14 protein-coding genes and 1 pseudogene are annotated in these 26,269 nt (G+C 34.9%); 6 read left to right on the top strand and 9 right to left on the bottom strand.

Annotated features, from left to right (window positions below; translation table 11 throughout):
- Positions 1 to 37 precede the first annotated feature (37 nt).
- The 6 genes from DX009_RS08580 to DX009_RS08555 form a co-directional block, all read right to left on the bottom strand.
- The gene (locus DX009_RS08580) at positions 38 to 985 is read right to left on the bottom strand and encodes a hypothetical protein (RefSeq protein ID WP_115083701.1); all 948 of its coding nucleotides are present in this window, start codon (positions 983 to 985) and stop codon (positions 38 to 40) included.
- A gap of 279 nt (positions 986 to 1,264) precedes the next feature.
- Entirely contained in the window at positions 1,265 to 4,048 is a 2,784-nt protein-coding gene (locus DX009_RS08575) for a hypothetical protein (protein ID WP_115083700.1), read from the bottom strand.
- A 45-nt stretch (positions 4,049 to 4,093) separates the two neighbouring features.
- Positions 4,094 to 4,285, bottom strand: a complete 192-nt coding sequence (locus DX009_RS08570) for a hypothetical protein (protein WP_115083699.1) — start codon at positions 4,283 to 4,285, stop codon at positions 4,094 to 4,096.
- A gap of 702 nt (positions 4,286 to 4,987) precedes the next feature.
- Positions 4,988 to 8,194 (bottom strand): hypothetical protein, encoded by a 3,207-nt coding sequence (locus tag DX009_RS08565; RefSeq protein ID WP_115083698.1) that lies wholly within the window; start codon positions 8,192 to 8,194, stop codon positions 4,988 to 4,990.
- A gap of 23 nt (positions 8,195 to 8,217) precedes the next feature.
- Positions 8,218 to 9,783 carry a T9SS type A sorting domain-containing protein gene (locus DX009_RS08560; RefSeq protein ID WP_115083697.1) on the bottom strand — a complete coding sequence of 522 codons (1,566 nt, stop codon included), beginning with the start codon at positions 9,781 to 9,783 and terminating at the stop codon, positions 8,218 to 8,220.
- A gap of 135 nt (positions 9,784 to 9,918) precedes the next feature.
- Positions 9,919 to 11,589, bottom strand: a complete 1,671-nt coding sequence (locus DX009_RS08555; protein WP_245944616.1) for a helix-turn-helix domain-containing protein — start codon at positions 11,587 to 11,589, stop codon at positions 9,919 to 9,921.
- A gap of 496 nt (positions 11,590 to 12,085) precedes the next feature.
- On the opposite strand from DX009_RS08555, the gene DX009_RS08550 reads away from it, so the two are divergent.
- Both DX009_RS08550 and DX009_RS08545 read left to right on the top strand, forming a co-directional pair.
- Positions 12,086 to 12,490, top strand: a complete 405-nt coding sequence (locus DX009_RS08550; protein ID WP_410525570.1) for a lysozyme — start codon at positions 12,086 to 12,088, stop codon at positions 12,488 to 12,490.
- Between the two features lie 2 nt (positions 12,491 to 12,492).
- Positions 12,493 to 13,533: a hypothetical protein gene (locus DX009_RS08545; RefSeq protein ID WP_115083695.1), complete on the top strand. Its 1,041-nt coding sequence runs from the start codon at positions 12,493 to 12,495 to the stop codon at positions 13,531 to 13,533.
- Positions 13,534 to 14,082: 549 nt separating this feature from the next.
- Here DX009_RS08545 and glgP read toward each other — a convergent pair.
- The gene (glgP, locus tag DX009_RS08540) at positions 14,083 to 16,641 is read right to left on the bottom strand and encodes an alpha-glucan family phosphorylase (protein WP_115083694.1); all 2,559 of its coding nucleotides are present in this window, start codon (positions 16,639 to 16,641) and stop codon (positions 14,083 to 14,085) included.
- Between the two features lie 85 nt (positions 16,642 to 16,726).
- A complete protein-coding gene (locus DX009_RS08535) occupies positions 16,727 to 18,379 on the bottom strand; it encodes a glycogen/starch synthase (protein ID WP_115083693.1) in 1,653 nt (550 codons plus the stop codon).
- 254 nt (positions 18,380 to 18,633) lie between these two features.
- On the opposite strand from DX009_RS08535, the gene DX009_RS08530 reads away from it, so the two are divergent.
- A complete protein-coding gene (locus DX009_RS08530) occupies positions 18,634 to 19,047 on the top strand; it encodes a hypothetical protein (protein ID WP_311148229.1) in 414 nt (137 codons plus the stop codon).
- Positions 19,048 to 19,159: 112 nt separating this feature from the next.
- Entirely contained in the window at positions 19,160 to 20,845 is a 1,686-nt protein-coding gene (locus DX009_RS08525) for a S41 family peptidase (RefSeq protein WP_181792327.1), read from the top strand.
- Positions 20,846 to 21,163: 318 nt separating this feature from the next.
- Here the strand turns inward: DX009_RS08525 and DX009_RS08520 are convergent.
- Positions 21,164 to 21,820 (bottom strand): annotated as a pseudogene (locus DX009_RS08520) (leucine-rich repeat domain-containing protein); the annotation flags it as partial.
- A gap of 136 nt (positions 21,821 to 21,956) precedes the next feature.
- Between DX009_RS08520 and DX009_RS08515 the strand changes: the two are divergent.
- Positions 21,957 to 23,129 (top strand): T9SS type A sorting domain-containing protein, encoded by a 1,173-nt coding sequence (locus tag DX009_RS08515; protein ID WP_147278673.1) that lies wholly within the window; start codon positions 21,957 to 21,959, stop codon positions 23,127 to 23,129.
- A 4-nt stretch (positions 23,130 to 23,133) separates the two neighbouring features.
- Positions 23,134 to 26,259 carry an RHS repeat protein gene (locus tag DX009_RS08510; RefSeq protein WP_115083688.1) on the top strand — a complete coding sequence of 1,042 codons (3,126 nt, stop codon included), beginning with the start codon at positions 23,134 to 23,136 and terminating at the stop codon, positions 26,257 to 26,259.
- Positions 26,260 to 26,269 lie beyond the last annotated feature (10 nt).

Genomic DNA, 26,269 nt, shown 5'->3' with positions numbered 1-26,269 from the left:
TACTTTTATCTATATTTAAATCATCTTTGAATAGCCTTTATCTTTTGAAAGTGCAGGTCTTAAGTAAAGGATAGTTTGAAGTCTCTTGAAACCTTATTAGCTTTTGTTGAATAGAATACATATCTTCGTATTTATTTAGCAGAAGCATTTCCTTGATAAAAGGTGTTGTCGGACTATCAGGATAAGTTTTTATGAATCGTTTCCATTCCTCTTTTACTTTTTTGTCTACTACGCTATCAAAGTCCACTGTAGAAGTATTATCAACGCCAAACAGAAAAGCCGACTGAAGGAATTTATAGGCATCTTGTAGTCTGCAGAACAATTCTTTCTGTGTTGGATATTCCTTTACATAAGCCTCATATCGAGCAAGCAGATTACTCAACTCATGCCAGGTTATTATGAGACAGGCATCTGGAGCTATATTTTCTGCATCCTTTATTAGGTACCAGTAGTCTTGGTAATATTTTGGTAATTGTTTGACATACTTAGTGTAAAATTTGGTTTGAAGGGTCAATTCCACGATACCCTCTCCCAAATCTATTATATCTATCCCAGCCTTCTTATAGAATAAGTCTTTCTTTTTGATGGAGTCGTGTGGTTCTCTTTCATTGCCCTCGTCATCTATTCTATAATCATAATAGTGCTCAATATAATGGCTCTCACGCTCATTAAGTTTATTCAATTCTTTTTGCACTTCCGTACTATAATCGTCAAAGAGTTGACAACGTTCTTCGGGCGATGTTCCTTCTATCTTAATATCAATTATTTGCTGATGGAGCTTGATGCGTTTCAAAGGGTCGGTTGTTTGTGCAAGAACTTGTTTAACGCTATCTAGCTTGGCATTTTGTTTAAGACTATCGATATTTGTTTCTTGCTTTATATTGTCGATATCTTGAATATTTTTATCTGTTTGCTTCGAAAGCTTGTTTTGACAAGCTGTCAATCCTACAATTCCAGATAAGAGCAGATATGCTATTTGTTTCATTAGAATAATGTATGAAGGTTTTAATAATGATAGAAAATGTTCTCTATTTCTTTATGTGCAAAGATACACATAAAAAGAGATTAAGTGCTTATATAATTAGGTTTAATTACTCTTATGTATTCTCTCTTGAATAGAGGTGTCAGGCATAATGAACATTGGTCTATTATGCCACGCTCTATATTGTAGTATTTTCGCAGTAATAAAAATCCCTGCCTTAATAAATAGGACAGGGATTTTAGTAAAAAGAATATATTAGGTATTTATAATGCCTTAATTTTATTATTCAGCAACAGGACGAACGCCTAAGCCGAATGTGCGGGCACTACTATGTAATGGATATACATCTGCTTGGCTGAAAGCAAAACAACGACCATTATTAAGGTCTTGTGGAATGGCTGTCCAATAGTTTGCACTAACATTGAGATCTACTATATTACCATTTCCGTTTTCACGATAACCTGTAGCAGGGAAATAGATTGTTGCTTTCTTCTCACTATTAGTCCAGAATATATGTCCAGTTTGAGAATTATATGTTGCGGGAACTTCTGTACCATCTACCATTTTAGGCCCTTGGTTCGCACCATTTGAAGTGAAACCTGTGAAGGCATTACTAGCTGGAACTTGGAAGCCTACAGGACTTGGGTCGTAAATGGTCTTAACAACAGCATTATCATTCCCGTTGCTTTCTGTATTATTAACAGACCACAAATTATAAAAATAATAGTACTGTGTTAAATAAGAATAACCTGGAATAGTGCCGCCACCTTCTGTTACATAGAAATAACCAGGATTTTGAATTATGGCTTGCATATAAATCTGATTACCCGCATCTTTCTTAAATAGTGTTCCTACAGCAGGATCTGTACTTGGGAAAGGATCTTTGCGACCCCATTGGTAAAGTGTAGTATTACCTCGTCTTTCCGTAATACCAGCATTCTGTGTAATTGTGAAGACTGATTCTTGCTTAATACCATTGTTAGCAATAGTTTGTTCAACTTTCACCTTTACAGTTCGTGGTGTTGAATAAGATGTACCTGTCCATTTTGTGGGTTTCCAACCTAATGCTTCATTTGTGAAGTTATAAACCTTGTTTTGCTTATTGGTAACAGGAATCTTATCAAGTGCATTCTTAGGCGCAAACCAAAGGTGCCATGACCAAACAATAGTATTACCTTTCTTAACAGCTATAACTGCATTACCGCTTTTTATATTTGCCTTTGTTACTTCAAACTTTACAAAAGCATTTCCGTTACTATCACGATATATAGGATTAGAAGCTAAATTAACGAGATTTGCTTCGTCAGCCCAAACAATTTGTGCTCCATTTATGCCATTATTTGCATTACCATTGGTTTTCTCAATCCATGGGTTATTAATACCTTTTCCATCGTGATCTACAAGTTTGGGAAGAATGTTTTCTTTCTGTTGTCCATTTACATTAATATGACCAGCACTACCTGAAAATTGATAGGCTACATAATTTGCATTGTTATCCTTGATGGCATTACCATAAACCAATGGAATCATATAATATCCCGGTGCAGAGATAAGATAGCAGTTGGCAGTATTCTGTACTTGTGCTTCACCTGTGCTATTCGATAAGTTGTAAGGCTTTGCTGCTGAACCTAAAGCTTTAGCTTCTTGTAATTCTTTATTACGTTTAGCAACAAGGTCAACTATATCTGTGCCTAATGTAGCTGTGCCTTGTTCTGCAGCAGTACCACCATTTCCCGACTCTTTAGTTAAACTCTTTAGCCATGCTGGCTTAGTTGTTGTCCAACTATTACCATCATCTTCACTATATCCAATAACTTTCCATGCTACTGGCTTCTTTGTGCCATCAGGAGCTTGACGAAAACTTGTAATACCATAGTTTCCTGTACTTGTTGCGTTGTAAGCAACAGCTGATGGACTATCACTTGTGATAGAGTAAACCCAGCTTGAATTCTTATTACTCAACTTATAAGTACGGGTGGTACCTTCTTTCCATGAACCCTTAAGTGGTACAGAAATAGTAGTGTTATCGGTAAAAGTAATTTCGGCAGTAACCTTATTATCGAGTTCCTGTGGAATCATATAAAAGGTGTAGTTGTCGTTCAACTTAGTGATATCTCTTGAATTTTCATTAGGAAATGTACTTCTATCTCTAACAATGCTGTTTGGATTTTCATTTGTCTTGTAATTAAGACCATCGAGAGTTACATTACCACGAGAAGTATAACCAGTAGATATCCACTTTGCGCCAGTACCATTGTATTGATTTGAAATTACATACTTGCTTTTTAACAATACATTCTTAAGTGTTATCTGCTTAATTGTTTTGTCGAATGACAGATTCTGACCAACTGCAAAGCGGATAGCTGTCAATGCATGACGGAAATTAAGACTGGTTCTTGGTGCTTGATAGCGTGTTGCATATTGTACATTACCAGAACAAGCAGTCATAAGGTCTACTTGCTTTCTTACGTCAGTTTCTATTTCAAATTCAACACTTGGAAAACCATTAGCATCTGGCTTATTTATTTTCATCTTATTCTTATAAGTGTTAAGCTCTGGATATACTGCAAAGAAACAACCATAAGGTTTTTGCCACGACCAAGGTATCTGAGTATAGAGTTCACCATTCTTTTTTGTCTTTGCATCAATAAACCATTCTTCTTTTATATTTGATGCATTTGTTCCACGAAGACCAGTAGAAGAGAAGTCGCTAAATGAATTCAAATCGATGATATTTGCACGCGTTTTTGCATCGGTTACCACTGGATTAACACCTTCAACGGTTGTTTCAATTAAGCAGACATTAAGACTCTTGTTGCTTTGAGCTTCTAATTTTTTACCTTCAAGGTCCTTATCGGATAGTCCGGCAGTAATGGCACCACGAGTTGATGCATTATATTTACTAAGTGCTTCTTCCTGCGCATCGGTTATTTCAAATTGCACAATAGCTTCTTTATCGCCATCACTTAGGTTATTGCCTAAGTCATCGTCAGCACAAGAAACCATTGATAATGCAATGCTACCAACAAATAATGCCGATAGTGTATAATAAGAAATCTTTTTCATTATATCTTTTTACCTTTTTATTTTTACTTTCTTTGTTTCCAACTATTAGCCAACAAGCTCGTCGCCATCATCTCCAACTGCAGGTGTAAGCGGTTCTACGGTAATACTTCCTGAGGGATTACCACCTCCACCAGGTCTCACATTAGGACTTGTTGCTAAAAGAAATTTGTCTTCCATCATATCAAAGACAGCAATGGCTGGTCTAAGATATTTTTGTTTAGTTACGTCTGTGTTCATTTTTTTTATTCATAATTAAATCTACCTACAATCAAACTTGCAGGTGGACTGTTAAGATAGAAATGAGTCTGTTATGTATATTGGTATCCATTAACACGGTTAAGGAAACCATGTTTTCGTTACTCTGAATCTTTCAATCTTTATTCTCTGTTTGTAGAATTATTTCTTATATTTTTTGCAAAGTTATGAAATAATTTCAAAAGTTCTTATTAAACTCCATGTTTTAACATATTTATGGTAGTTAAAAACAATATTTTGGGCTGTAAGAGAATTATTTGAGACACCTTATAAAAGTATCTGAAAATTAATGAGAGGTAGTTGAATAACAATCGGACACTTTATAATCTGCGTTGATGAGTTGTTTCTGATGTTGTTTCTTTGCGTCTCTGCTACTATTGTATGCGTGTCCTATATTAGCGACAGCCTGTTGCAATAGTTTTACTTACGTGTAAGTAGAACTTTATTTACGTGTAAGTAAAACTTTATTTACGTGTAAGTAAAACTTTACTTACGTGTAAGTAATAGCTTTATTTCAGCATAAAGGTTATGCGGATTTATATGAAAAGCGTAAGAATATTGGGAGAGAAATAGTAGTTATTCGTAGTGTTGTGTTTCTCTGCATATAAATAACCAAAAGAAAGCCCCCTCATTAAATGCTTCGAACAGCATAAAATGAGGGGGCTACACAGTCATTAGTAGTGATTAATGTGAGATTTTAAATGCGTTTTTTGAGCCGTCTTCGTGGTATATCTGTAGTAAGATTGTGCCTTTTGGCAGTGCCGAAAGGTTGATACAATCTGTATAAAGCGTGTTTATTAAACTTCCATTTAGAGAGAATATACTAACTTTGCTTGTTTGCTTTAACACTATTTTTCCATTGTTTATTATGGGTTGTGAGTCGTTATTCACAGTTTGAATGCGCGTTACATTATATATTCGGGTAGGTAAGAATATAAGTTCTTTATCTTTCTGGCAAATATATCCGTCAATATCTCCAGTAGCTCCGTTAGTTGGACGTTCTGAAACGCCTTCTGAAATAAGTAACTTTAGTTCGTTTTCGTTATCGGTTATAAGCATTTCGTTTGTATTGGCAGGTTTAAAAGTAATGCCTTTTAGACTAACTAAACGTGCTTCGAGAGTTTTTGCATTGTCTAAAAGCGATTTTAGTTCTACATTTTGTGCTGTAACCGTATTGTTAGACGAGAGAATAGAGAGATAGGTTGGTATAAAAAGCAACATTCCGTTGTCTTCTTTTACTAACTTTCCTTTTAGTTTACCAATCTTGTCGCCTGTTTTAACATTGTAGCCTGCAAGAGAGTGTGTATCTATAGCAATGCCAGCAGTATTATCTTCGAAGAAAGTATAATTAGGATTGTTGCCAGCTTGCCCAGTAACCAGCATTTCGTTTATAAGAGTATAGTTATAATCTACATTTGTTTTTGCATTACGCAAGGCAGCAATATCGTTTAGAATAGTGCTGTTTTTGTATCTAACTTTAAGTTCTTCTGAAATGCTCGCTTCTCTATCGTTATACAATGGCACAATTTGGAACGTATAAATACCATTAGGTAGCGACATTGCCGACCAACGACAAGTATCTGCAATGCCAGTTTCTATGCCATTCACTAATATTTTGTAACCCGTTAAATCTTTAATTCTTTCAGGTTCCTTCCATCGTAGAGTATCTTTCGTAAGAGTTAGCGATTTTGGCATACGAGTGAAGTGATATTCTTTCGATGCAACGAACTCTTCGGTAGATACATTTTTCCAATTATTGTTGCGGAAGTCGTCGTGTGTAATGCGTGTTATACATTCTGTTTCTGTAGAATAGTTATAGTTCTCGCGTTTGTTTGGCACAAGTTTTCCATTATTGCTACATTCTTCTATGCGTGTTTTTACCTCTCCTTTATTGCCGAAAGTTGTTTCTATACGTGCAATTAGCGGTGCCGTTATATCGGTTGAGGCGTAAACACTGTCTAACTGGTGCGAAAGATACTTACCATTAAATTTTAATGAGCTGTTTGTAAGTGCAGTTACAGTAGAATCTCCTTGTGCGTTAAATTTGTAAGCAACAGTTTGTATAGGATATTGGTAAGAAATGCTAGGGTCTGTAAAGTAGTATTCAGCATTATCTTTTACGAATATTTGCTTATCTTTATCGAAAACAAATACTTGTTTAGCCGATAACGCACCAGCCGAATTGTACAGATATTGTGTTTTTTGATGTTTTTCCCAATTCTTCTTTGCAGGGTTATACAAATCAACTTCTTCCAATTCAGTCTTTGTAGAATACTTACGTATAGTAACTTTTGTGCGTTTTTTAGGCTGACCGAAGGCATCGTATGCAATATAGAACGATAAAGTTTCGCCCATTGAAGTGCTTGTATAATAATATTTGTTGGTTTGTTTTATGTCGCCATCTTCGTTTTTTACAGTAGAATATTCGTTTTGCCAATGTGCAGTAACTTGTTCGGCAACATTAGTTAAGTCAATTTCGAATGTAAGTGGGTCCGATTCTCCTTCTTCGTAAATGGCATAAAGCTCTACTTTTACTTTTTCTTTATCGTAATATGCGAATGTACCAAAGAGTTGTTCCGGATTATCAGTTTTTCCTGTTGCTTGATGGCTCTTATTAGAAGCAACCCATCTATAACCTTTTAGTGTAAGATTTTTATATTTTGGTGCATCAAACTTAAATTTCACATTCCATTTGGTGTAATATTCCTTGTAAACCAATTCAGGATTTGTTGGAGCTGGTAAATTCAATTTTATTGTCTGCTGAATAATATCGCTGCAATTGCCAATATTATCTTTTTCGTATACAGGCACAACGCTATAGAAATGAATACCACGAGGCTGATTGTGTAATGTGAAATGTGTATCGGTATATAATTCATCTTGTAAAGTGTAATCAGCAAGAACCTTATAACCTTTTAAACCTGTGGTATATTCGGGTGGTGTTATTTGGAAAATAACATCGCTTGGTGCGTCGGCTTGCGTTGTTATGCTTGCTTTTGGCGTTTGTTTTTCGCTATAAAGATGGTTCTGATAAACAAATTTGTAGGTTTGTAAGAACTCTTGCGAGGTTGTATTAAACCTAAATTCTTCTACTTCTGTTGGGATAGTATCCGAAAGTATATATGTGTAATTATGTTTTTGATATAGGCGGAAAGCAGAAGTCCCATTTGGTTCATTCACCTTTTTATATAAAGTATCGCAAACCAAACGTTTTTGATTATCGTAAGCTAACACTTTTCTTTCTTGCATTTCCTCGCTTTTACTGGTAAATACAATTAGTTTTGTTTCGCTTAATAGCTTGTCTGCATTATAATAGAAAAGCGTTTGTCGTTGTTTTTTAGCTTCTGTTTTCCCATTACTATACGAGAAATAAGTAATGGTAGCACAATTTCCTTCGGTATTGTATGTGTATTGTTCTTCTGTTTTCTTTTCGTTTTTTGGCGAATAGTGTACAATTGTAGCCAATTTGTTTTGTTGGTTGTATGTATACGCAACAGAATCTATTCTATAAGGTACATTGGTTTTATAGCTATATTGTGTTGAATACGACATAAGTCCGCTACCATTATAATAGTAGCACGATTTTACTCTGTCTGTACTATCAGAAAGCAAACGCAATTGTGCGTCGTATATATAAATAGTATTTACAGGAGTTTGTAATTTTCCGTCTCTTGTATAATTATATTTACTGCTTTGTGCTAAAAGTCCCTGTTTGTTATAAAAGAAATGTTCTAATACTTTATCGTCTTCTGTTTTAACTAATGTACCATCGGGAGCTTGTTGAAATTTTATGCGGCGAGTTTTTATTTTCTCGTTTTTCAACATTGCTTGTGGTTGTGCCGATAGTAAGAGCACAAAAAAGGTAAAAAGAATTGTTAGCAGCTTTCTCATAGTTGTATATTCTATTTCTACATTTAGTTTTTCTTGTAAACTTTGGCTTTAATGGTTTGCCCATTAATTTGTGCTTTTACAATATAAATACCTTTAGCCAGACCATCTATATTGTAATTGGTTTGACTTAATGCAGAATTAAACACTTCTGTTCCTGCTAAATCGTAGATACTTACTTTTGTAGCCTTTTGAGAGCATACCAACATATTGTTGTTTATATATATAAAAGCCAACGATGGTGTGTTAAGTGTCTGAATAATCTCGTTTACTATGGGAGTTTTAATGCAAATAACTTCTTTTTTCTCTAATTCTCCGTTAGAATCTACAGAACGATAAGAGGCAACAATTAAGTCGAGTCCGCTACCAACAGTTTGACAATCTAAATATTCTGTATTGCTTGGCAACTTATCGTATAAATTAAATCCGAACTTTTGTTTAAGATATTCAGAAAGTTCTATCTTTTCGTTGTTTTCGTGTAATAGTAGAATTATTTTATTTCCATCAGACGAAAGCATATCACCATCGTTAGATACTGCTATTGGCACAAAATCGGGAACAGTTTTTATTATTTCAACTTCTTTCGTAACAGTATTGTAGCGACATGGGTAAACTAATTGTCCTGTTCGTTCAATACTGGTAGCACCTTCTGTATACGAATACTGATTTATTACAACAGTTGGGGCAAGATACTTTCCGTTTTCGCTCATTATAACTGGTACCGATGTAAATTCTGGGCCTTTTTTCCAGGCTTTAAAGAATTCGTATTGCCATTTAGAATGTGCTCTTTGGTATGCTTTTACTTGTTCGCTATAATCTGCCTCTCCAGGATGCGCAGTTATAAAGTCTTTTGTTTGTGGTTCTTTGTCAGCCCATGTTTTATAAACTTCCATATTATAAGAAAGGGCAACAAAAGGAGTTTCAAAGTCCCATGTTCCGTTATCTTTTTTATGGTAAATTATGGGTTGAGAGTAGAAACCGTGTTGTTCCATCATTACACCAATAATGGTTTTACCGTCTGGCGAGATGGTACGAGGGGAAACAAATTGTGTTTTACCACCTAAAAAGTCTGTTTCTGGATTAGGTAGTGCAATGTATTTATATTCGTTGTCGTCTTGTTTCTCCCATAATGCAGGAATTGTTTTATATGGGCTGTTAGAGTTTCCTTTACCAATTAAATATCCTGTTATGTATTTTCCATCGCCTGTACATTGTGCGCACGTTCCATCTTTCCATTCTCCTTCCGGACATGGTAGTGCTTCCCAGCCAATTTCTCCGTCTCTATAAATGGCTGGTTGTTTCTTATCGTTTTTTCCAACCAAAGTTCCATCGTCTGTAACGTCTAAAGCTGCCATATCCGAATATGAATCGGCAGCAGGAATTGTTATAAGTTTCTTTTCTTTTAGGTCAAAGCGGTAAGCTTCTTCGTACATACGTGCTCCGCATATATATCTTCCGTTGTTTGATATGCCTTTTACGTTAATAGAAGTGCCCGTAAAAATTATTTCTGTATTGTTTTCTGTTTGTGCTTGGGCAGATAGTTGGAAAGAAAGTGCTGCACCAATTAACGAAAAGTAAAATTGATATTTCATAAATAGTATATATTTCGGTATTTGTTTGTTAGATTGTTGTTCGCAAAGATAGTAGTTCTTACCAGAAAAGTGTACTAATCGGGCACGTTTGATTGTTTAAATTCGTGAATTCAGACAAATTAGAAACTTAAAATGCTATTTAGCATTAGCATTTCTTTGGAAATCGAGCGGTGTAAGTCCTGTTATTTGTTTGAAAGCTGCAATAAACGATGAGCGCGATTTAAAGCCAACACTGTTGCCAATAGCCTCTAATGTATAGCCACTGTAGTGTTCTTTATCTTCTATTCGTTTGCAAGCTTCTTTAATTCTGTACTTATTAAGAAGGTTTGAGAAACTACATTGCATAAGTTCGTTAATTACTTGCGATATGTATTTGTAGTTTACTCCAACTTGGTTTGCTAGTTGATTGGCAGAAAAGTCGCAGCTAAATATACATTCATCGTTATCCATTAGCGAAAGAATTTTTTGTAGTAGCTCTTCTTTGCGTTCTTCGCTTAGCGTGCTCGATTTATATTTTCTTTCTACTTTCTCTTCTGCAAAATGTTCTTCTAAAGCTTTTCTACGCATTCGTTCTTTTTCTTCCGATTGGAAAAGCTCTATATTTTTTTGGAATAATGCTTTATTAGATTGATTTAATTTTTTATTTTTCGATGCAACTGCAAAAAGCGAAACAACTATGGTGCAACCTATAATCATAAATAGGCAAATAACCATTCGTTGCATTTCTTTTTCGTGTTCCAATTGTTTAAGATGAAAGGTTACATCTTTCATTTTGTTTTCAAACTCCATTTCGTTTACACTTGCAATAAGCCTATAGTTCAATAACGAGTCTTTTAGCAGAATATATTTGTTCAGATAAATTGCCGATTGTTTACTGTCGCCAATTTTAGCAAATGTTTTATACAACAGTTTGTATGCCTCCAGTTTAGTATCTTTTGTTTCGTACTGAATGCTAATATATTCTCCTTTTTTCAATTCTTGCAGAGCAGTTTTGTAGTTTTTTTGTAGACTATATGCTTTTGCAAGGTTTATGTGTGCCAAATGTATGTAACGTGCATATTCGTGAGAAAGCTGTTTAAACAGCAACAATTGTTTGTTAAAACATTTTATGGCTGTTGGTGCATCTTTTTTATCTAATGCAACCATTCCAGAATAGAGTAGAGTATTGTAATTATATTCTGCAATATTGAAATTTTTAGGAATTTGTTTCAGCAAAGCCATTTCGTTTTGCATAGCATATAGTTTGTGTAGTTCGGCAGAAACCATAACTATGTTTCCAAAAGCATCTAACATTACCGCCCAATCGTTATGTCGGCGTGCCCCGTAGTATGCTACTTTATAATGACTAAGAGCTTTATTGTAGAGCGATTTTTCTGAACTTTGTTCAGCAATCATTTGATACATAAAACCAAAATCTAAGTAAACCCACGAACTGTTCAGATTACGTTCTTTGCATACATTTAAACTTTCTTTTAGAATTTCGTTTGCCTTTATATAATCGTAGTAATGAAAGAAGTAAATATACCATAAACCGCTGAGCGTTTTTGTTAATGTTGTGTCGTTTATAGTTTCTTTTGCATCAGCATATCTTTTGTACACAATGCTATAGCAAATTAAGGCACTATCTATATTGTTTTTTTGGCTAATATATGCCAATGCCTCTTTAAGCAATTTGCTATTAGAGTGTGTTTTTAAATTTGTTATTAAGTTGTTAGCAGTATACTTCTTGGTAGTAGGTGCACTTTTTTTGTTGGTTGTATTGTATTTCTCATTCAAGCAATTATCTTGCTTTTTTGTATTCGCCAATAAGTTTTGTGCACTTATAAATATTGCTATCAATAAGTAGACTACAAATAGTGTTCTCCGCCCCATGTATTGTTATTCTATTGTTTTGATGTTCTTATTTTGTTGCAATATTATAAATAATTTTTATATGTAGCAAGTTTTTTTTACGTTTTATATAGTCTACCCCCAAAAACATTCAAAGCAAATTGTTTTATGTTGCTTCGGTTTAACTTAAGCTAAAAAGGCTATTAGGGTATTGAATAAATGAAAAATAAAAGAAGAGAAGAAATAATACAATTATTTAAATAACAAGCTATTACTGTTTTATAGTTTTTGGATAATTATTAGAGCGCAAGTTCAACATAGAACTGCAATCCCAAGTGTAGGTTTAGCTTAATAATCTATACCAGAAAACACCGAGGGGGTTGGGGGCGAGCAGCTCCCATAAGTAGAAAATCAACAAGCAATGCATAAAAATAAAAAAGGGAGACCTCTGTCTCCCAAAGATTAACTAACTTTGCACTTGCTTGTTGGATTCACGCATCTTATTAGTTCGAGAAGTGTTGAAAAACTTGTTAAAAACAATTCTATGCCAAAGGAATATAGAAATGGTATAACTAAGCAAGAGGCAAACGATTTATTCATATCTGACCTTAGTGTAACAGAAGAGGGGTTAAGAAGGCGAGTGAAAGTCCCTTTATTCCAATGTGAATTTGATGTCTTGGTTAGCTTGTTGTATAATGCAGGAGTAGATCTTAAAGCACCCAAGTTGTTCACACACTTGGAGAACAAAGAATACCAAGCAGCAGCAGAGGAGTTCAAGGACATCATCAATAGAGGAACGGCATCAGAAAAAGGTTTAAGAAACAGAAGACTTAAAGAAGTTGACATCTTTAACAACAGCAACTACATAAACAATTAGATATGAGGTGTGTTATTATTTTACTTTTATCAGCTCTATGTGCGTGTAAAGCGCCTTCAAAGAAAGTGTATGTATCTGGGCAAAGAGAAATTTATTCAGAACAAGAAGTGAAGTCTTCTTGTGTAGGAGAACGTATTAACTGGCAATTTATATCATTAGATAATATATATAATTCAGACTCACAAGCAGCTTCCTCCTTATTAACGAGACTCTCAGTTCCTCCAAAAGTAGAGACAAACAAGGACACGCTTATTATTAATGGAAAACAAAAGATTCTTTTTAGCCAACATAAAGAGCTACCCAAATCCTATTTTATGTATGATACCCGATATTACATAAAAGATTTACATAACTATTTCATTAAAGCCAATAAAGAGTTTTCATTAAATATTAAAGATTCAATACCATATTTACAAATAGAAAGATATTTGGATGAAGAGAATGGTGCTTTTGATTGGGAGGATTATACTTTATGGCAAACAATACCTTGTAATGGGAAAGATCTGTTCTTGATATATAAAAAAGAATTTGTCTTACATTATAAGAATCCCCAAAGTGGATTTTATTCCAATACGGAGGATATGCACAATAAATCCCTTAGAGCAATTACGAATAAGAGTCTCTTGGCGAAGAGTAACGAAACATTGCCATACGATAAGCGTATTGACATAAAGACAGTAAAATACAATTTGATAGAAAGTAAGTACCTGAAAGGTGTTTCTGAATTTCTTTGTGATACAGGGAACAAACTCAGATACCTACCGTTGCCCAATAAAGGCGATATATATTTGATTTTGGTTCCAATGGATTGTGGAGATTTTGACTATCGATTTTATTTACTATCTATCAAGAATAATACCATCATATCAAACCTCTATGTTGAAGGAATTTGGTTTGAACCAGACAGTGATGAGTCTAAGGAGATTACATCCTTTAGAATTGACAAAAACTTTTCTATTAAGGTTAAAACTACATTTATAGATTCTTCTCAGAAAGTTAAAACTTATATAATTAGGGATGACGGTAAAATTATCGAAAAATAGAATAACTACCAATAGGAATACTCTCTAATTTCATTAAAATAATAAATTCGTAGGAAATAGAATATAATAGACTGTATGTTGTCAAATAAAAGTGCACAAGTGCGAGTATAGTTACTTTATTTGATATTACGAGACCTCTGCAAAAGTCTTTTTACACCCAAAAGCTACTATTGATAATCAATGAGTTATATTTATGATTTTGCCATCTACATCTATATGAGGTTTTGCAGAGGTCTCTATACCTGATTTCCAAAGGGATAATTTTTTGTATTTGTAGCAGATAAAGGAAATTTCAGATGGAAGAATCTGTAAAGGAAAGAAACACTCGCAAGTTCAACATAGAACTGCAATCACGAACAAATTAAGTAAATTTGCACTTGCTTGTTGAATTCACGGATTTTTAATTATAAATTATCTGCATTTTAATTAAAAATTATCTGCATTTTAATTATAAATTAGTGGGAGAAGAATATTCTGTGAAAAAGGGAAATAAAAATCCCCTCCCGAAAATGGAATCGAGAGGGGAATTTTATCTAAATTGTTAGTGGTTTAGTTGAGCCACTTAACATACGCAAAATCTTGACGGTGTGGTAATAAACTATTCTTTGGATACATACGAACAGCACATTTGAATGCACCAGCGTCAGAAGCATCAAAATCTAACTGGAAAGTATAGAGATTACCTTCGGTCTTTACGAGCTTAAATGGTAGAACTTTGTGAATATTAACATCATCAATAGGAGTGTTGTTAAGTATTACGAGTTCCAAACCAATTGCATCTTGCAAACCTTGTTCGTCTATAGTGAAGGTAAGAGTAGTTGTTTTTCCAGTAACAGCATTGAAAAGCGAATCGAAATTGTGCGATACAACGTTGATACTATCCCAACGTTCTGCTACAGTTTCTTTCCACAATGCAATTTCTTTCGCTAAACGGTTGTTGTTTGCATGTAAGTTAGCCGAACGTTCAGCCTGCTTATTATAGAATTTAGTATAATAATCGTCTAACTGACGTTTCATTGTGTAATGTGGAGCAATAGTAGCTATAGAATTTTTAACTACCTTAACCCAATCGGCAGAATATGTTTTACCCTTTGTTTTATTGAAGAATAAAGGAGTAATTTCGTTCTCTAACAAACTGTAAATAGTTGCTGCATCGAGTTTATCCTGATACTCTTGGTTTTGATAAGTACGTTTTTCAGGAAGAGCCCAACCAGCACCCTTACGATAGCCTTCAACCCACCAGCCATCAAGCACAGATAAGTTTACAACACCGTTCATTTCAGCTTTTTCACCCGAAGTACCACTTGCTTCTAATGGACGTGTAGGAGTATTCATCCAAATATCTACACCAGAAACAAGGCGACGTGCCAATTCCATATCGTAGTCTTCAAGGAAAATAATCTTACCAAGGAACTGCGGCATTTGTGAAATTTCGAATATACGCTTAATTAATCCCTGACCAGCACCGTCAGCTGGGTGCGCTTTACCAGAGAAGAAGAAGAGAACAGGACGTTCAGGATTGTTCACAATCTTTTCTAAACGTGTTAAATCGGTAAATAGAAGATGTGCACGTTTATATGTAGCAAAGCGACGACAGAAGCCAATCATCAATGCGTTAGGGTTAATCTTTTCGAGAATAGACACAACTTTAGCAGGGTCTCCCTGATTGCGAAGCCATTGTTGTGTGAATTTATCGCGAATATACTTTATAAGTTTATTCTTTAAAGCCATACGTGTGTTCCATATTTCTTCATCGGGAACATTATATATAGCGTGCCAAATTTTTTCGTTACTTTGGTCTGACATAAAACTGTCGTCAAAGTTTGCAGCATATACTTTACGCCACTCAGTTGCAGTCCATGTTGGTAGGTGAACACCATTTGTAACATAGCCAACACTATTTTCTTCTGGGAAATAACCTTTCCATAATGGTGCAAACATTTTTTGACTTACCCAACCATGAAGGCGAGATACACCATTAATTTCCTGTGAAGTGTTGCATGCAAAGGTACTCATACAGAAACGTTCGTTGTGGTCGTCTGGATTAGTACGTCCCATACCAATAAATTCGTCCCAGCTAATACCTAATTTTTCTGGAAAACCAGACATATATTTGCTGAAAAGAGCTTCGTCGAAATAGTCGTGTCCTGCTGGAACAGGTGTATGAACAGTATAAAGAGAAGAAGCACGAACAAGCTCCATTGCTTGATTAAATGTTAATCCTTGTTCAACATAGTCGCACAGACGTTGCAAATTGCAAAGAGCTGCGTGTCCTTCGTTACAATGATATATATCTTTTTGTATGCCGAGTTTTTTCAATGTAAGAATACCACCAATACCCAACAAAATTTCTTGTTTAATGCGGTTCTCCCAATCACCACCATACAAAGCATGGGTAATAGACTTGTCGAATTCTGAATTCATATCGTTGTCGGTATCAAGTAAGTAAAGTTTAATACGTCCAACGTTTACTTGCCATACCAAAGCATGAACCATATAATTGGTGTAAGGAACATCAACAACCATTTGACTTCCATCGGCGTTAAGAACACGTTCTATAGGAAGAGAATTAAAAGTTTGTGCATCGTATTTTGCTATTTGTTGTCCGTCCATAGAAAGACTCTGGCGGAAATAACCGTAACGATATAGGAAACCAACAGCACAGAGGTCTACATTAGAGTCTGATGCTTCTTTGAGATAATCTCCAGCGAGCATTCCCAAACCACCAGAATAGATTTTTAATACCTGATTGAGGCCGAACTCCATACAGAAGTAAGCTACTGATGGGCGTTTTGTGTTAGGTTTAACGTTCATATAGTCTTTAAACATCTTATAAACGTTCTTCACGCGTTTCATCAGTTCTTTGTCTTTTACAATAGCCTCTTTACGATCGTAGCTCAATTGTTCGAGCAACAATACAGGATTATGTCCTACTTTTTCGTAAAGTTCTTCGTCCAGATGGGTAAAAAGGCTACGCGCCTCATGAGTCCAACCATACCAGAGGTTGTGTGCAATCTCATCTAAACAAGTCAATTCTTTAGGAAGACTTGACTTAATGTTCACCTCTCTCCATTGAGGCTCATTTGAATAATCAGACTTAATTTTCATAATTTCATTTATTATGTTATTTATATATATTCTTTATCCCTACAATCTAAATCCGTCTATCGCTATATCGGGATATATTTTGTTGTTACATTTCTTTTCTTAATCTTATGTCTCTATTCTTTAAAGCAATGTCGTAAGCAGTTTTGTAAGCTTGTATGAACTCGCACCACAATGCTTTCTTAGAAAGTTTTTGTGCGTTAGTTCTACATTTATCAGCTGTTTTCTTATCCATTGCAGCATATTCTTTAATGGTTTGTTTAATGCTGTCTGCTACTTCAAAATAATTATCGTCAGTTCTGTGTATTACTTTCACACCATCTGTTATTTCGCAATATCGGTTCTTCAGATGGTTAGCCCATAAGCCAAATCCAGCAAGATCGGTTGTGATACAAGGAACTTTGAAAGCAATTGATTCTAATGGTGTATAGCCCCATGGTTCGTAGTATGAGGGGTAAATACAGATGTCGTTACCTAATATTACGTCATAATACGACATATTTACTATTCCATCGTTCCCGTTTAAATAACAAGGTATAAATATTAGTTTCACCTTATCGGTTGGAGCATTCATTATACCTAAATGACGTGCCATATTCAATACAGCATCAGAATCCATATTATGTAGTTCGTGCGTAATAAGTGGAAGGAACAATGCTGTATCATATATTTTGTTTGTTGCTAAACGTTCCTGTAAATCGGTACGTGGACGAGCAACCCAACCTGGAACTTCTATAAAAGCAACAATTTCGCGCTTTAGTTCCTCATCGTACCTTAATTTATTTATAGCCTCAATAAAGACATCGATACCTTTATTTCTAAATTCGTAACGTCCGCTTGTAGACACTATAAGAGCATTGTCGTTGAGTTTAGAACCTGTAAGAGTTTCAGCAATATGCAACAATCGTTTGCGTGCAGCATTACGTTTTTTGGTAAATAAAGTAGCTTTGGGAACAAAGTCGTCTTCAAATCCGTTTGGTAACACTACATCAACAGGTCTGTCTAAGAGTTCTTTACATTCCATTGCTGTAATATCGCTCACAGTGGTGAAACAATCTACATAATGTGCAGTTTTCTTCTCAATAGAATGCTTGCTCTGCATATTGAGTTCGTCTGCCATTTGGTCGCCATTATATGCTTGCAAATGGCTATATAGTGGTTTGTTGTTTCCAGCTATACTACGTCCAATCCCAGTTGCATGCGTAGTAAAGATAGTTGCAATTTCTGGTACATCGTGTTGCAATGCCAATGCAGCAAAGCCAGTTTGCCATTCGTTAGCATGGAATATAACATTGTTGCAGTTGCTTAAATAGAACCTAAAGTAACTTTCAACAACTTTTGCTGTAGCATAAGAAAACATAGCAGAATCGTCATAATCGCCGTAAGCATGTAAACTGTCTACACTGTAACGTTCCCAAAGTTCACCATAGAAGTTATTCTTAGTAGCGTAGTAATCCTTAAAATCAATAAGGAAAGCTATTGGAGAACCAGGAATATTCCATCTACCAACTTTTAAACTTAATCCTTCTTGCTTTGCAACAGCCAACCAGTTGCTGAAAAGTGCTTTGTCTTCAATAAAGTATGGGTTTTCTTCTCCGTTGAAACAATCAGGACCAATAAAGATAATGCGGTCTTGCATTATCTCTTGTAATGTCTTTGCGCGTGTGGAAAGTACAGTGTAGATGCCTCCGACCTTATTACATACTTCCCAACTCGCTTCAAAAATGAAATCCAAGAACATCTTTTTTTATCTTATCAATAAATGCAAAGGTACGATAAAAAAATGAACCACAAAGAGTAGAACGAATTATTTTAGGCGTTTTAATCTTTAAATTATGATATAAATCACGTTGTTTCTATACGGAATATTTAAACTTTAAAAAAGAAACGGACTTATTGCTACAATAAAGAAGAAAAAGAATTATCTTTGCAAATGTTATGAAAATAAAATTATATATATTGTTAATAGTGTTCTCGCTTAGCTCGCTTGTAACTATGGCGGCAGCAATTACTCCTATTGGTGAACAATCAGCGAGTGTACAGGAAACTCCTGCAGATACTATTATCTTTAAAACTCATATAGAGAATAAAGAATATCAAGTTTGGCTCGACATCGACCTCTATAAACCAAGCATATTAATACCCAATCAGGAAGTGTTTGGCAAGGTTCCCGGCTATCTTGGTGCCAAGCGCGACACTCGGAAGTGGATTATTGTAGATTATTCAATTAGTGGTAATACTGCCAAACTCACTATTATTAACGACTATGGTAGCGAAGACCTCGAAGCATCATTAACATATAATGGCGATGGAACCTATACTTTTAAACAGATAAAAGGAAGTACAATAGAGATAGTTGTGAACAATAAATGGGTGAAATTACCCCAAAAGATGATATTTAAGAAATGAGCGTAATGCCACTGTATTTGTTATTTTTAGTTCTACTTCTTATAGTATTTCAATATAATAGTGTAATTTTGCACTGATTCTTAAACATTAACTCGTTTGTATATACAAAAGAATGATAAAGAGATTATTGCTTTGCTTGTGTGTGTTTACCTTCCTATCGCAAGCTAATGTTTTTGCACAAGGTACGTCTAACAAAGACCATAATTTTAAAGTTGCTAAGAATTTAGAGACATTCTCTGCTATCTATAAATATCTTGATTTGATGTATGTAGATACGCTAAATGCCGATGAAGTTATAGGCAATGGTATTAATGCTATGTTGAGTTCGCTCGACCCTTATACTGTTTATTATCCAGAAGATAAGGTAAAAGAACTGGATATGATGATATCTGGTAAATATGCAGGTATTGGCGCACTAATTCGATACGATTTGAAATTGAATAATGTTATAATAGATGAACCGTATGAGAATATGCCTGCAGCAGAGGCTGGCTTGAAGAAAGGCGATATAATATTGTCTGTGAACGACTCTTCGATGTATAAAAAATCTACAAGTTATGTTAGCGACCACCTACGTGGCGATGCAGGTTCTACCTTTTTATTAAAGATAAAACGCCCATCAACTGGTAAAACAATGAAGTTTAAGCTTACTCGAAAGGCTATTCAAATGCCTGCAGTTCCTTATTATGGTTTGCAGCAAAATGGTATAGGGTATTTAGACTTAAACTCGTTCACGGTAGATTGTTCGAAAGATGTGCGTAAAGCTTTCTTAGAAATGAAGAAAGATGGAATGAAATCGTTAGTTCTAGACTTGCGTAATAATGGTGGAGGAAGTCTGCAAGAAGCTATAAATATAGTAAATATGTTTGTACCTAAAGGACTTGTGTTGGTTAATACAAAGGGAAAGTTGGAACGTGCTAACCGCGAATACAAAACAACGGTTGAACCAATTGATACACTTATACCAATTGTTGTGTTAGTAAACGACGAAACAGCGAGTGCAAGCGAAATAACAAGTGGTAGTTTGCAAGATTTAGACCGTGCAGTAATCTTAGGTACTCGTACTTATGGAAAAGGATTAGTGCAAGCCCCAATGGAACTTCCATATAATGGGAATTTGAAGCTAACAACAAGTAAATATTACATTCCGAGTGGACGGTGTATTCAAGCCATAAACTATAAACACAGTCGAGGTGGATATTTAGAACATGTACCCGATTCGTTAACTAAAGTGTTTCATACGGCAAATGGTAGAATTGTACGTGATGGTGGTGGTATTAATCCTGATGTGAAAGTCCTTCCCGACTCTCTTCCAAATATAGCATTTTATCTTGCTAATTCTGGAATGGACTCTACAGAGGTTATGACTAATTGGGTACTCAATTATATTAAACAACACCCGACCATTGGCGATCCAAAAAGCTTTATTATTTCTGATGCCGACTACGAAAATTTCAAATCTGCTGTGATAAAGAGTGGCTTTAAATACGACCGACAAAGCGAGAAGGTTATAAAGAATCTTATTGATATAGCAAAGTTTGAAGGCTATTATGATGATGCGAAGTCTGAATTTGCTGCGTTAGAAAAGAAGTTGCAACATAACTTAGCAAAAGAACTTGACCATCACAAGCAAACCATAAAGCAAGTGCTTACAGCCGACCTTGTTGCTGCTTACTATTATCAGCGTGGAGCAATTGCCAATAGTTTGCAATTCGACAAACAATGGAAAGAAGCTGTAAAGTTGCTCGAAAATCCGCAAGAATATAAGAAGATATTAATGCCTAAGCAACATAATTAAGGCGAAGTTCTGAAATCATAATTTTATTTTTTCAGCAAATATTGCAATTCTCGCCATAATGGATATTTGACAGACAGGAAGACATCTTTTGCACATAAAAAAATTAAGGGCTGAAATCCTTGGATTTCAGCCCTTTTTCTTACTTTTTTACTATTGCTGTCCGGTAAAAGTTTAGAAGCAGTAAATATAATTTCCAGACTACCACTAAAAGTAAAATTGGTTTCATATCACTAAAAGTAAACTCCTTCTATTCCTCAAAAGAGCTTTTTAAGCAGACAGGAAAAACCAACTTAATTCCTACTTCTTATGATTGTACACTTACATAAATATTTTATGTGTAGTATTTCCAACACGTACAATGTAAACTCCCTTTGCAGGCTTTAATGTATAAGACTTTTTGAGGTTGCCTTGCTCTATCATGGTTCCCTCTATACTATAAATGGAATAATGAATAGGCGATGAAAGCAAATTAGGAATTTCTATTACGAGTTCGTTGTCTTTCCCATATACTTTACATAGTTCGTTATTACCCATCTTGGGCAAAACTATTCCAGTTGGGAACTTATCTGTTTCAATGATGTTCGTGAAGTAGTTCCAACCGAAAGCCTCACGATACTTTTCGCCTGAACCGATGGGAACGTAGAGAGGAATATCGTTCGGCGTATATCCGTGAAATGGTCCCTTTCCTCGGTTTATTAAGTCCTCTGCACAATAAGGGGGGGTGGGGGCAAGAGAATATATCTTCTTTATGTGTTCCCAATATGCACCACTTCCCCCACCTAAATACTCAAGTGAGACTGGAAAAACAATTGAGTCAAATGCACATTTATAAAAGGCATTTTGTCCTATGTATGTCAAACCATTTGGTAGTTTAATGTCTTTAAGCATGCGATTTGAATCAAAAGCACAAGTTCCGACTTTTTTTATAGTATTAGGAATATCAACTCTCTCTAAAGAGTCATCATAGGCTGCAAAATAATTAACTTTAAAAAGGATTTTATGCACTTGAAAAATAAATTTATACCTATTTCCTACTTGAATCATCGTGGTGATTCAAATAGAAAATATTAGTAAATATCTTATTTTAAACTCATTATCTAATTATATTATTATGAAAAGAATCTGTATTTGCTTAATCGTGTTAATGGGAATCCTATCCCAGTTGAATGCCCAAGAGCAGCTAAAAAAGTCTACTAACATTCCTCGTCCTAATGATGCTATTTTCAAACAGCAGGTGGAATATAAAAATCCTGGTAAGAGTGGGAAAAACGTGTTTTGGAACTTTGGAGAACTAAATGCGATAAACAAAAAATATAATATTCGTTATCGCTCTCAAGGGATTACTGCAGACTCCATCGTCGGAACGGAACATCAGACGAACTACTATTACCATTTTCATGGCGATTCTTTGTTGTTAGCAGGCTATGAGAACCAAACAACAGTAATGAATTTCTTTCACCCCGAACTGCTACTGCGTTTTCCCGTTACCTATGGAGATAGTATCGGTAGCTATTATTATGGTACAGGAAAGTATTGCGGTAAATTTGACATGAGGTCATGTGGCTCTTCTAAATCGGTCGCCGACTCCTATGGAATGTTGATACTTCCAACAGGGGACACGCTTTGTCATGTGATACGAGTTCATACGCTCAAACTCATTTCTGAAAAAACTAAGTTCATATCAGAAAGTGATACTTTGTGTAGTGACAGCTCTGTCATGGATAATCTTCTTATAAAAGCTATTCAGCAATGTTTAGCCAATGATAGTGTTACTCTGATGGTTGATACCTATAAATGGTATGCAGCAGGTTATCGTTATCCTATTTTTGAAACAGTTACCACTGGTAATTTGCGCGATAATGGTAAGTTGCCATATTTTTCAACGGCATTTTACTACCCTCCAACCGACCATGAATATTTAGATAACGATGAAGAGAATAAAAAAATACAGGAGCGATTACGAAGCGAAGTATCTAACAATGACGAAAATGGAAATAAGGATTCAAAGAATCCAATTTTGGACGATTTAGCTTTTCTATATAATTTTTATCCTAATCCTGTGCATACAACTTTGGAATTTGAATATTATCTCTCCAGAGAAGCTGTGATTTGTTATGAATTATATACCCTCTCAGGAATGCTCGTTTACAAGACTAACCCTGAAAAGATACGGGGTGGAGCACATGAGCATCAAATTGATATGAGCCAATATGCAAATGGAGTATATATATTGCGGGTACGAATGAATGAAAATATTTATAGCGAAAAAATTATAAAAAAATAGAACCATGAAGAAAATTATAGTTTTAGCTATTAGCCTTGTTTTAGCTTTCAATTTGTATGCTCAGCCCAAATCTAATGGTAACATTCCTGCATCTACAAGATACCAAGTTACGAATATACAAAGTCCCAATATAGCAAGTTTAGGACTATATGGTGATTTTCCAGTTTCGTATTTTACAGGAACTCCGTCTATTGAAATTCCTCTTTATGAAATTCCTTTAGAGGACAAAAAGATTCCTATTACGTTATCTTATCATTCGTCCAGTGTTCGCCCAGATCAACATCCTGGTTGGATAGGATTAGGTTGGAATCTCAATGCAGGTGGTGCCATTTATCGCTCGGTTCAGGATCTTCCTGATGAATATTCAAATACACAACGCCCTCGTTTAGCGAATATAGGTTACTACTTCAATCATAATTTACTTTCTAACTCAGACTGGAATAAATTACCTTATTTGCGTAATATAGCTCAAGGTGAAGGTTCATTAGCGGATACGCAGCCAGATATATTCTCCTTCAATTTTCTCGGTTTTTCAGGTCATTTCTATATGAGTGAGAATGGTAAATGGGAGGTTGAAAGTAGAACAAAATTTAAGGTTATCTTTAATGATAATTTTGTAGATGTTCCCTTAAGTAAGAGAGGTACTAATAGAGAATTTTATGAGAACCCTTGTGTTTTCTCTGGTTTTACATTGATTAGTGATGATGGTACACAGTATGTTTTCGGAGAATCGCCTAATGCTATAGAATACTCAATGGGTTTTTTTGACCAATATTATGATGAATGGGTAGCTAATGCTTGGTATTTAACGAAAATCATTTCTCCTAAAGGAAATTCGATAAATTTTGTTTACGAACGAGGTGATTATGTTTCTCAAATGTACATATCCATTTATGCAGATTTGGGATCTTATACATTTTCAAATGGTGATGATGCTGAATGCAGTAGTTTTTCACCTCCAAGTCTTAGGGATAGTTATAATGGTAAACTAATTTCACCTGTTTACTTGAATAATATTAGTTTTGACATAGGAAGTTTAGAATTTAAAAGAGATTCTACAAATGAGTTAAAATGGCCTGTTAAGGCATATGAATCAAAATTTTTTTGGGGTAGGAAATATACTCATGGTGAAGGTTTTTTGCCGATATTGCAAGTTTTATGTATCAAATATTCACCATTGAATTATTTTGATGAGGGGTATCCAGAATGTCTCCAAAAGTTGATTTGGTATAAGTTGAGTTCAATTCATGTTAAAAATAAAAAGGGTAATTTATGTAAAGATATAAATCTTAATTATGATGATATGCCTCAAAGAAGACTATCACTACAATCTGTTGTAGAGAATGCTGGCGTTTCTGGCAGTAAAAGTTATTCTTTTGAATATTCAGATATGGAGAAGCTACCGCCTTACCTCTCTAATGAGTTAGATCATTGGGGGTACTATAATGGAAGAAATGCCGAATTGAGTCCTTATTTAGAAGCATATAGTAAATATAGGGAGCCAAGCCCTAAATTACTCACTTATGGTGTCTTGTCAAAGATAACATACCCTACGGGGGGATATACACGATTTGTTTTCGAACCTAATGATTATCGTAAACAGTTAAAATTAAATAGATGGGAGGGCTGTGAACCGACCTTATTTTCTAACCAATATGCAGGAGGTACAAGAATAAAGCAGATTATAAATTCTGCTACAGGAAATGCGTCTGATGAGATTGTGTCAAGAGAATATTATTACACTTCAGATTATTTGCAGAAGAAAGAGAGTTCTTCTTTCTCAAGTGGTGTGTTAGGTGGACAATTTCAATATTATTTTACCAATTATATCGTTAAAGCCTTTAACGATATGGATGCAAAACGTAATATTAAATTTTTCTCTTCCAATTCTGTCTTACCAGCTTGTAACAATTCAGGTAGTCATATTGGTTATACAGAAGTGATAGAAAAGTTTAATGATAAATCTTTCAATCGCTACATCTATAGTAATTTTGATAATGGTTATTTAGATGCTCCTTGCGATGCTATCATTCAGTTCAGTAGAACCCCTTATACGCATTATGCATCAAAAGAACATGAGCGAGGTCTTTTGCTCCGTCAGGAGGCATATAATTCCAATAAAAGTTTAGTTAGTTCGAAGGATTATGCTTATATAAAAGATACAGATATCAAAGGAGCAGAAAGAAAATCTTACGTAAACTCTATGGAAACAGCTTATAGAAACGTATGTCCAGGTACTGAATTTTCTTTTGATGCTATTTCTTATGACGAAGGCTGTGCTTACAAGATATATACTTATTCTATGCTTCCTTCTAAGGAGATTAGTAAAATCTTCGCTAAAGGTGATTCTTCCATCACGACCACTACATACGAGTATAATGGCAACAACCTAATTTCAAGTAAGACTGTTGATGACAATTATGGAAATAAACAGAAAGTTTCATACACTTATCCTTCTTCATACGGTTCAATCCCAGTCTACGCAGATATGGTCAACAAGAATATGCTCAATTATCCTATAGAAGAATTAACTTTAAAAAATTCTTATGTAACAAGCGGTACGCTCACAACATACGAGAAGTTTAATAACTCTAATATACTTCCATCGGCAACCTATCAGTTGAATGTAAGCAGTCAAATTCCAGTAGAAAATTTCTCTTCTTTTACAGGTACTTCGAAAGATTCTCGTTATGGTACAGTTCCTCTATTTCAATTTACAAAATATAGTCCTAACGGCAACATATCAGAAATACGAGGAAAAGATGGTATGACTATATGTTACCTATGGAGTTATTCAGGTTGTTATCCAATAGCAGAAATAAGAAATGCTACGTTGTCTCAAGTCGAAGCATTATTAGGTGGTAAAGCAAGAGTAGATGAATTTTCTAAAAGAATTTGCCCTTCTCTTGCTGATATTAAAGGTCTTTTATCTAATATGCTAAAAACTAATGTTTTACCAAAAACTCAGATTACCTATTATAGTTACAATCCGCTGGTAGGTATGGCAAGTAAAACAACCCCTAATGGAGTTACTACTTATTATAAATATGATACGCTCGGGCGTCTCGTAGAGGTAAAAGACATGCACGATAAAGTCGTGAACCAATATCAATATCATTATAAGCATTGAAACTTCTCAT

The organism is Prevotella pallens, assembly GCF_900454935.1.
Classification (GTDB): Bacteria; Bacteroidota; Bacteroidia; order Bacteroidales; family Bacteroidaceae; genus Prevotella; species Prevotella pallens.
This window is presented reverse-complemented; position numbering and strand designations above follow the sequence as displayed.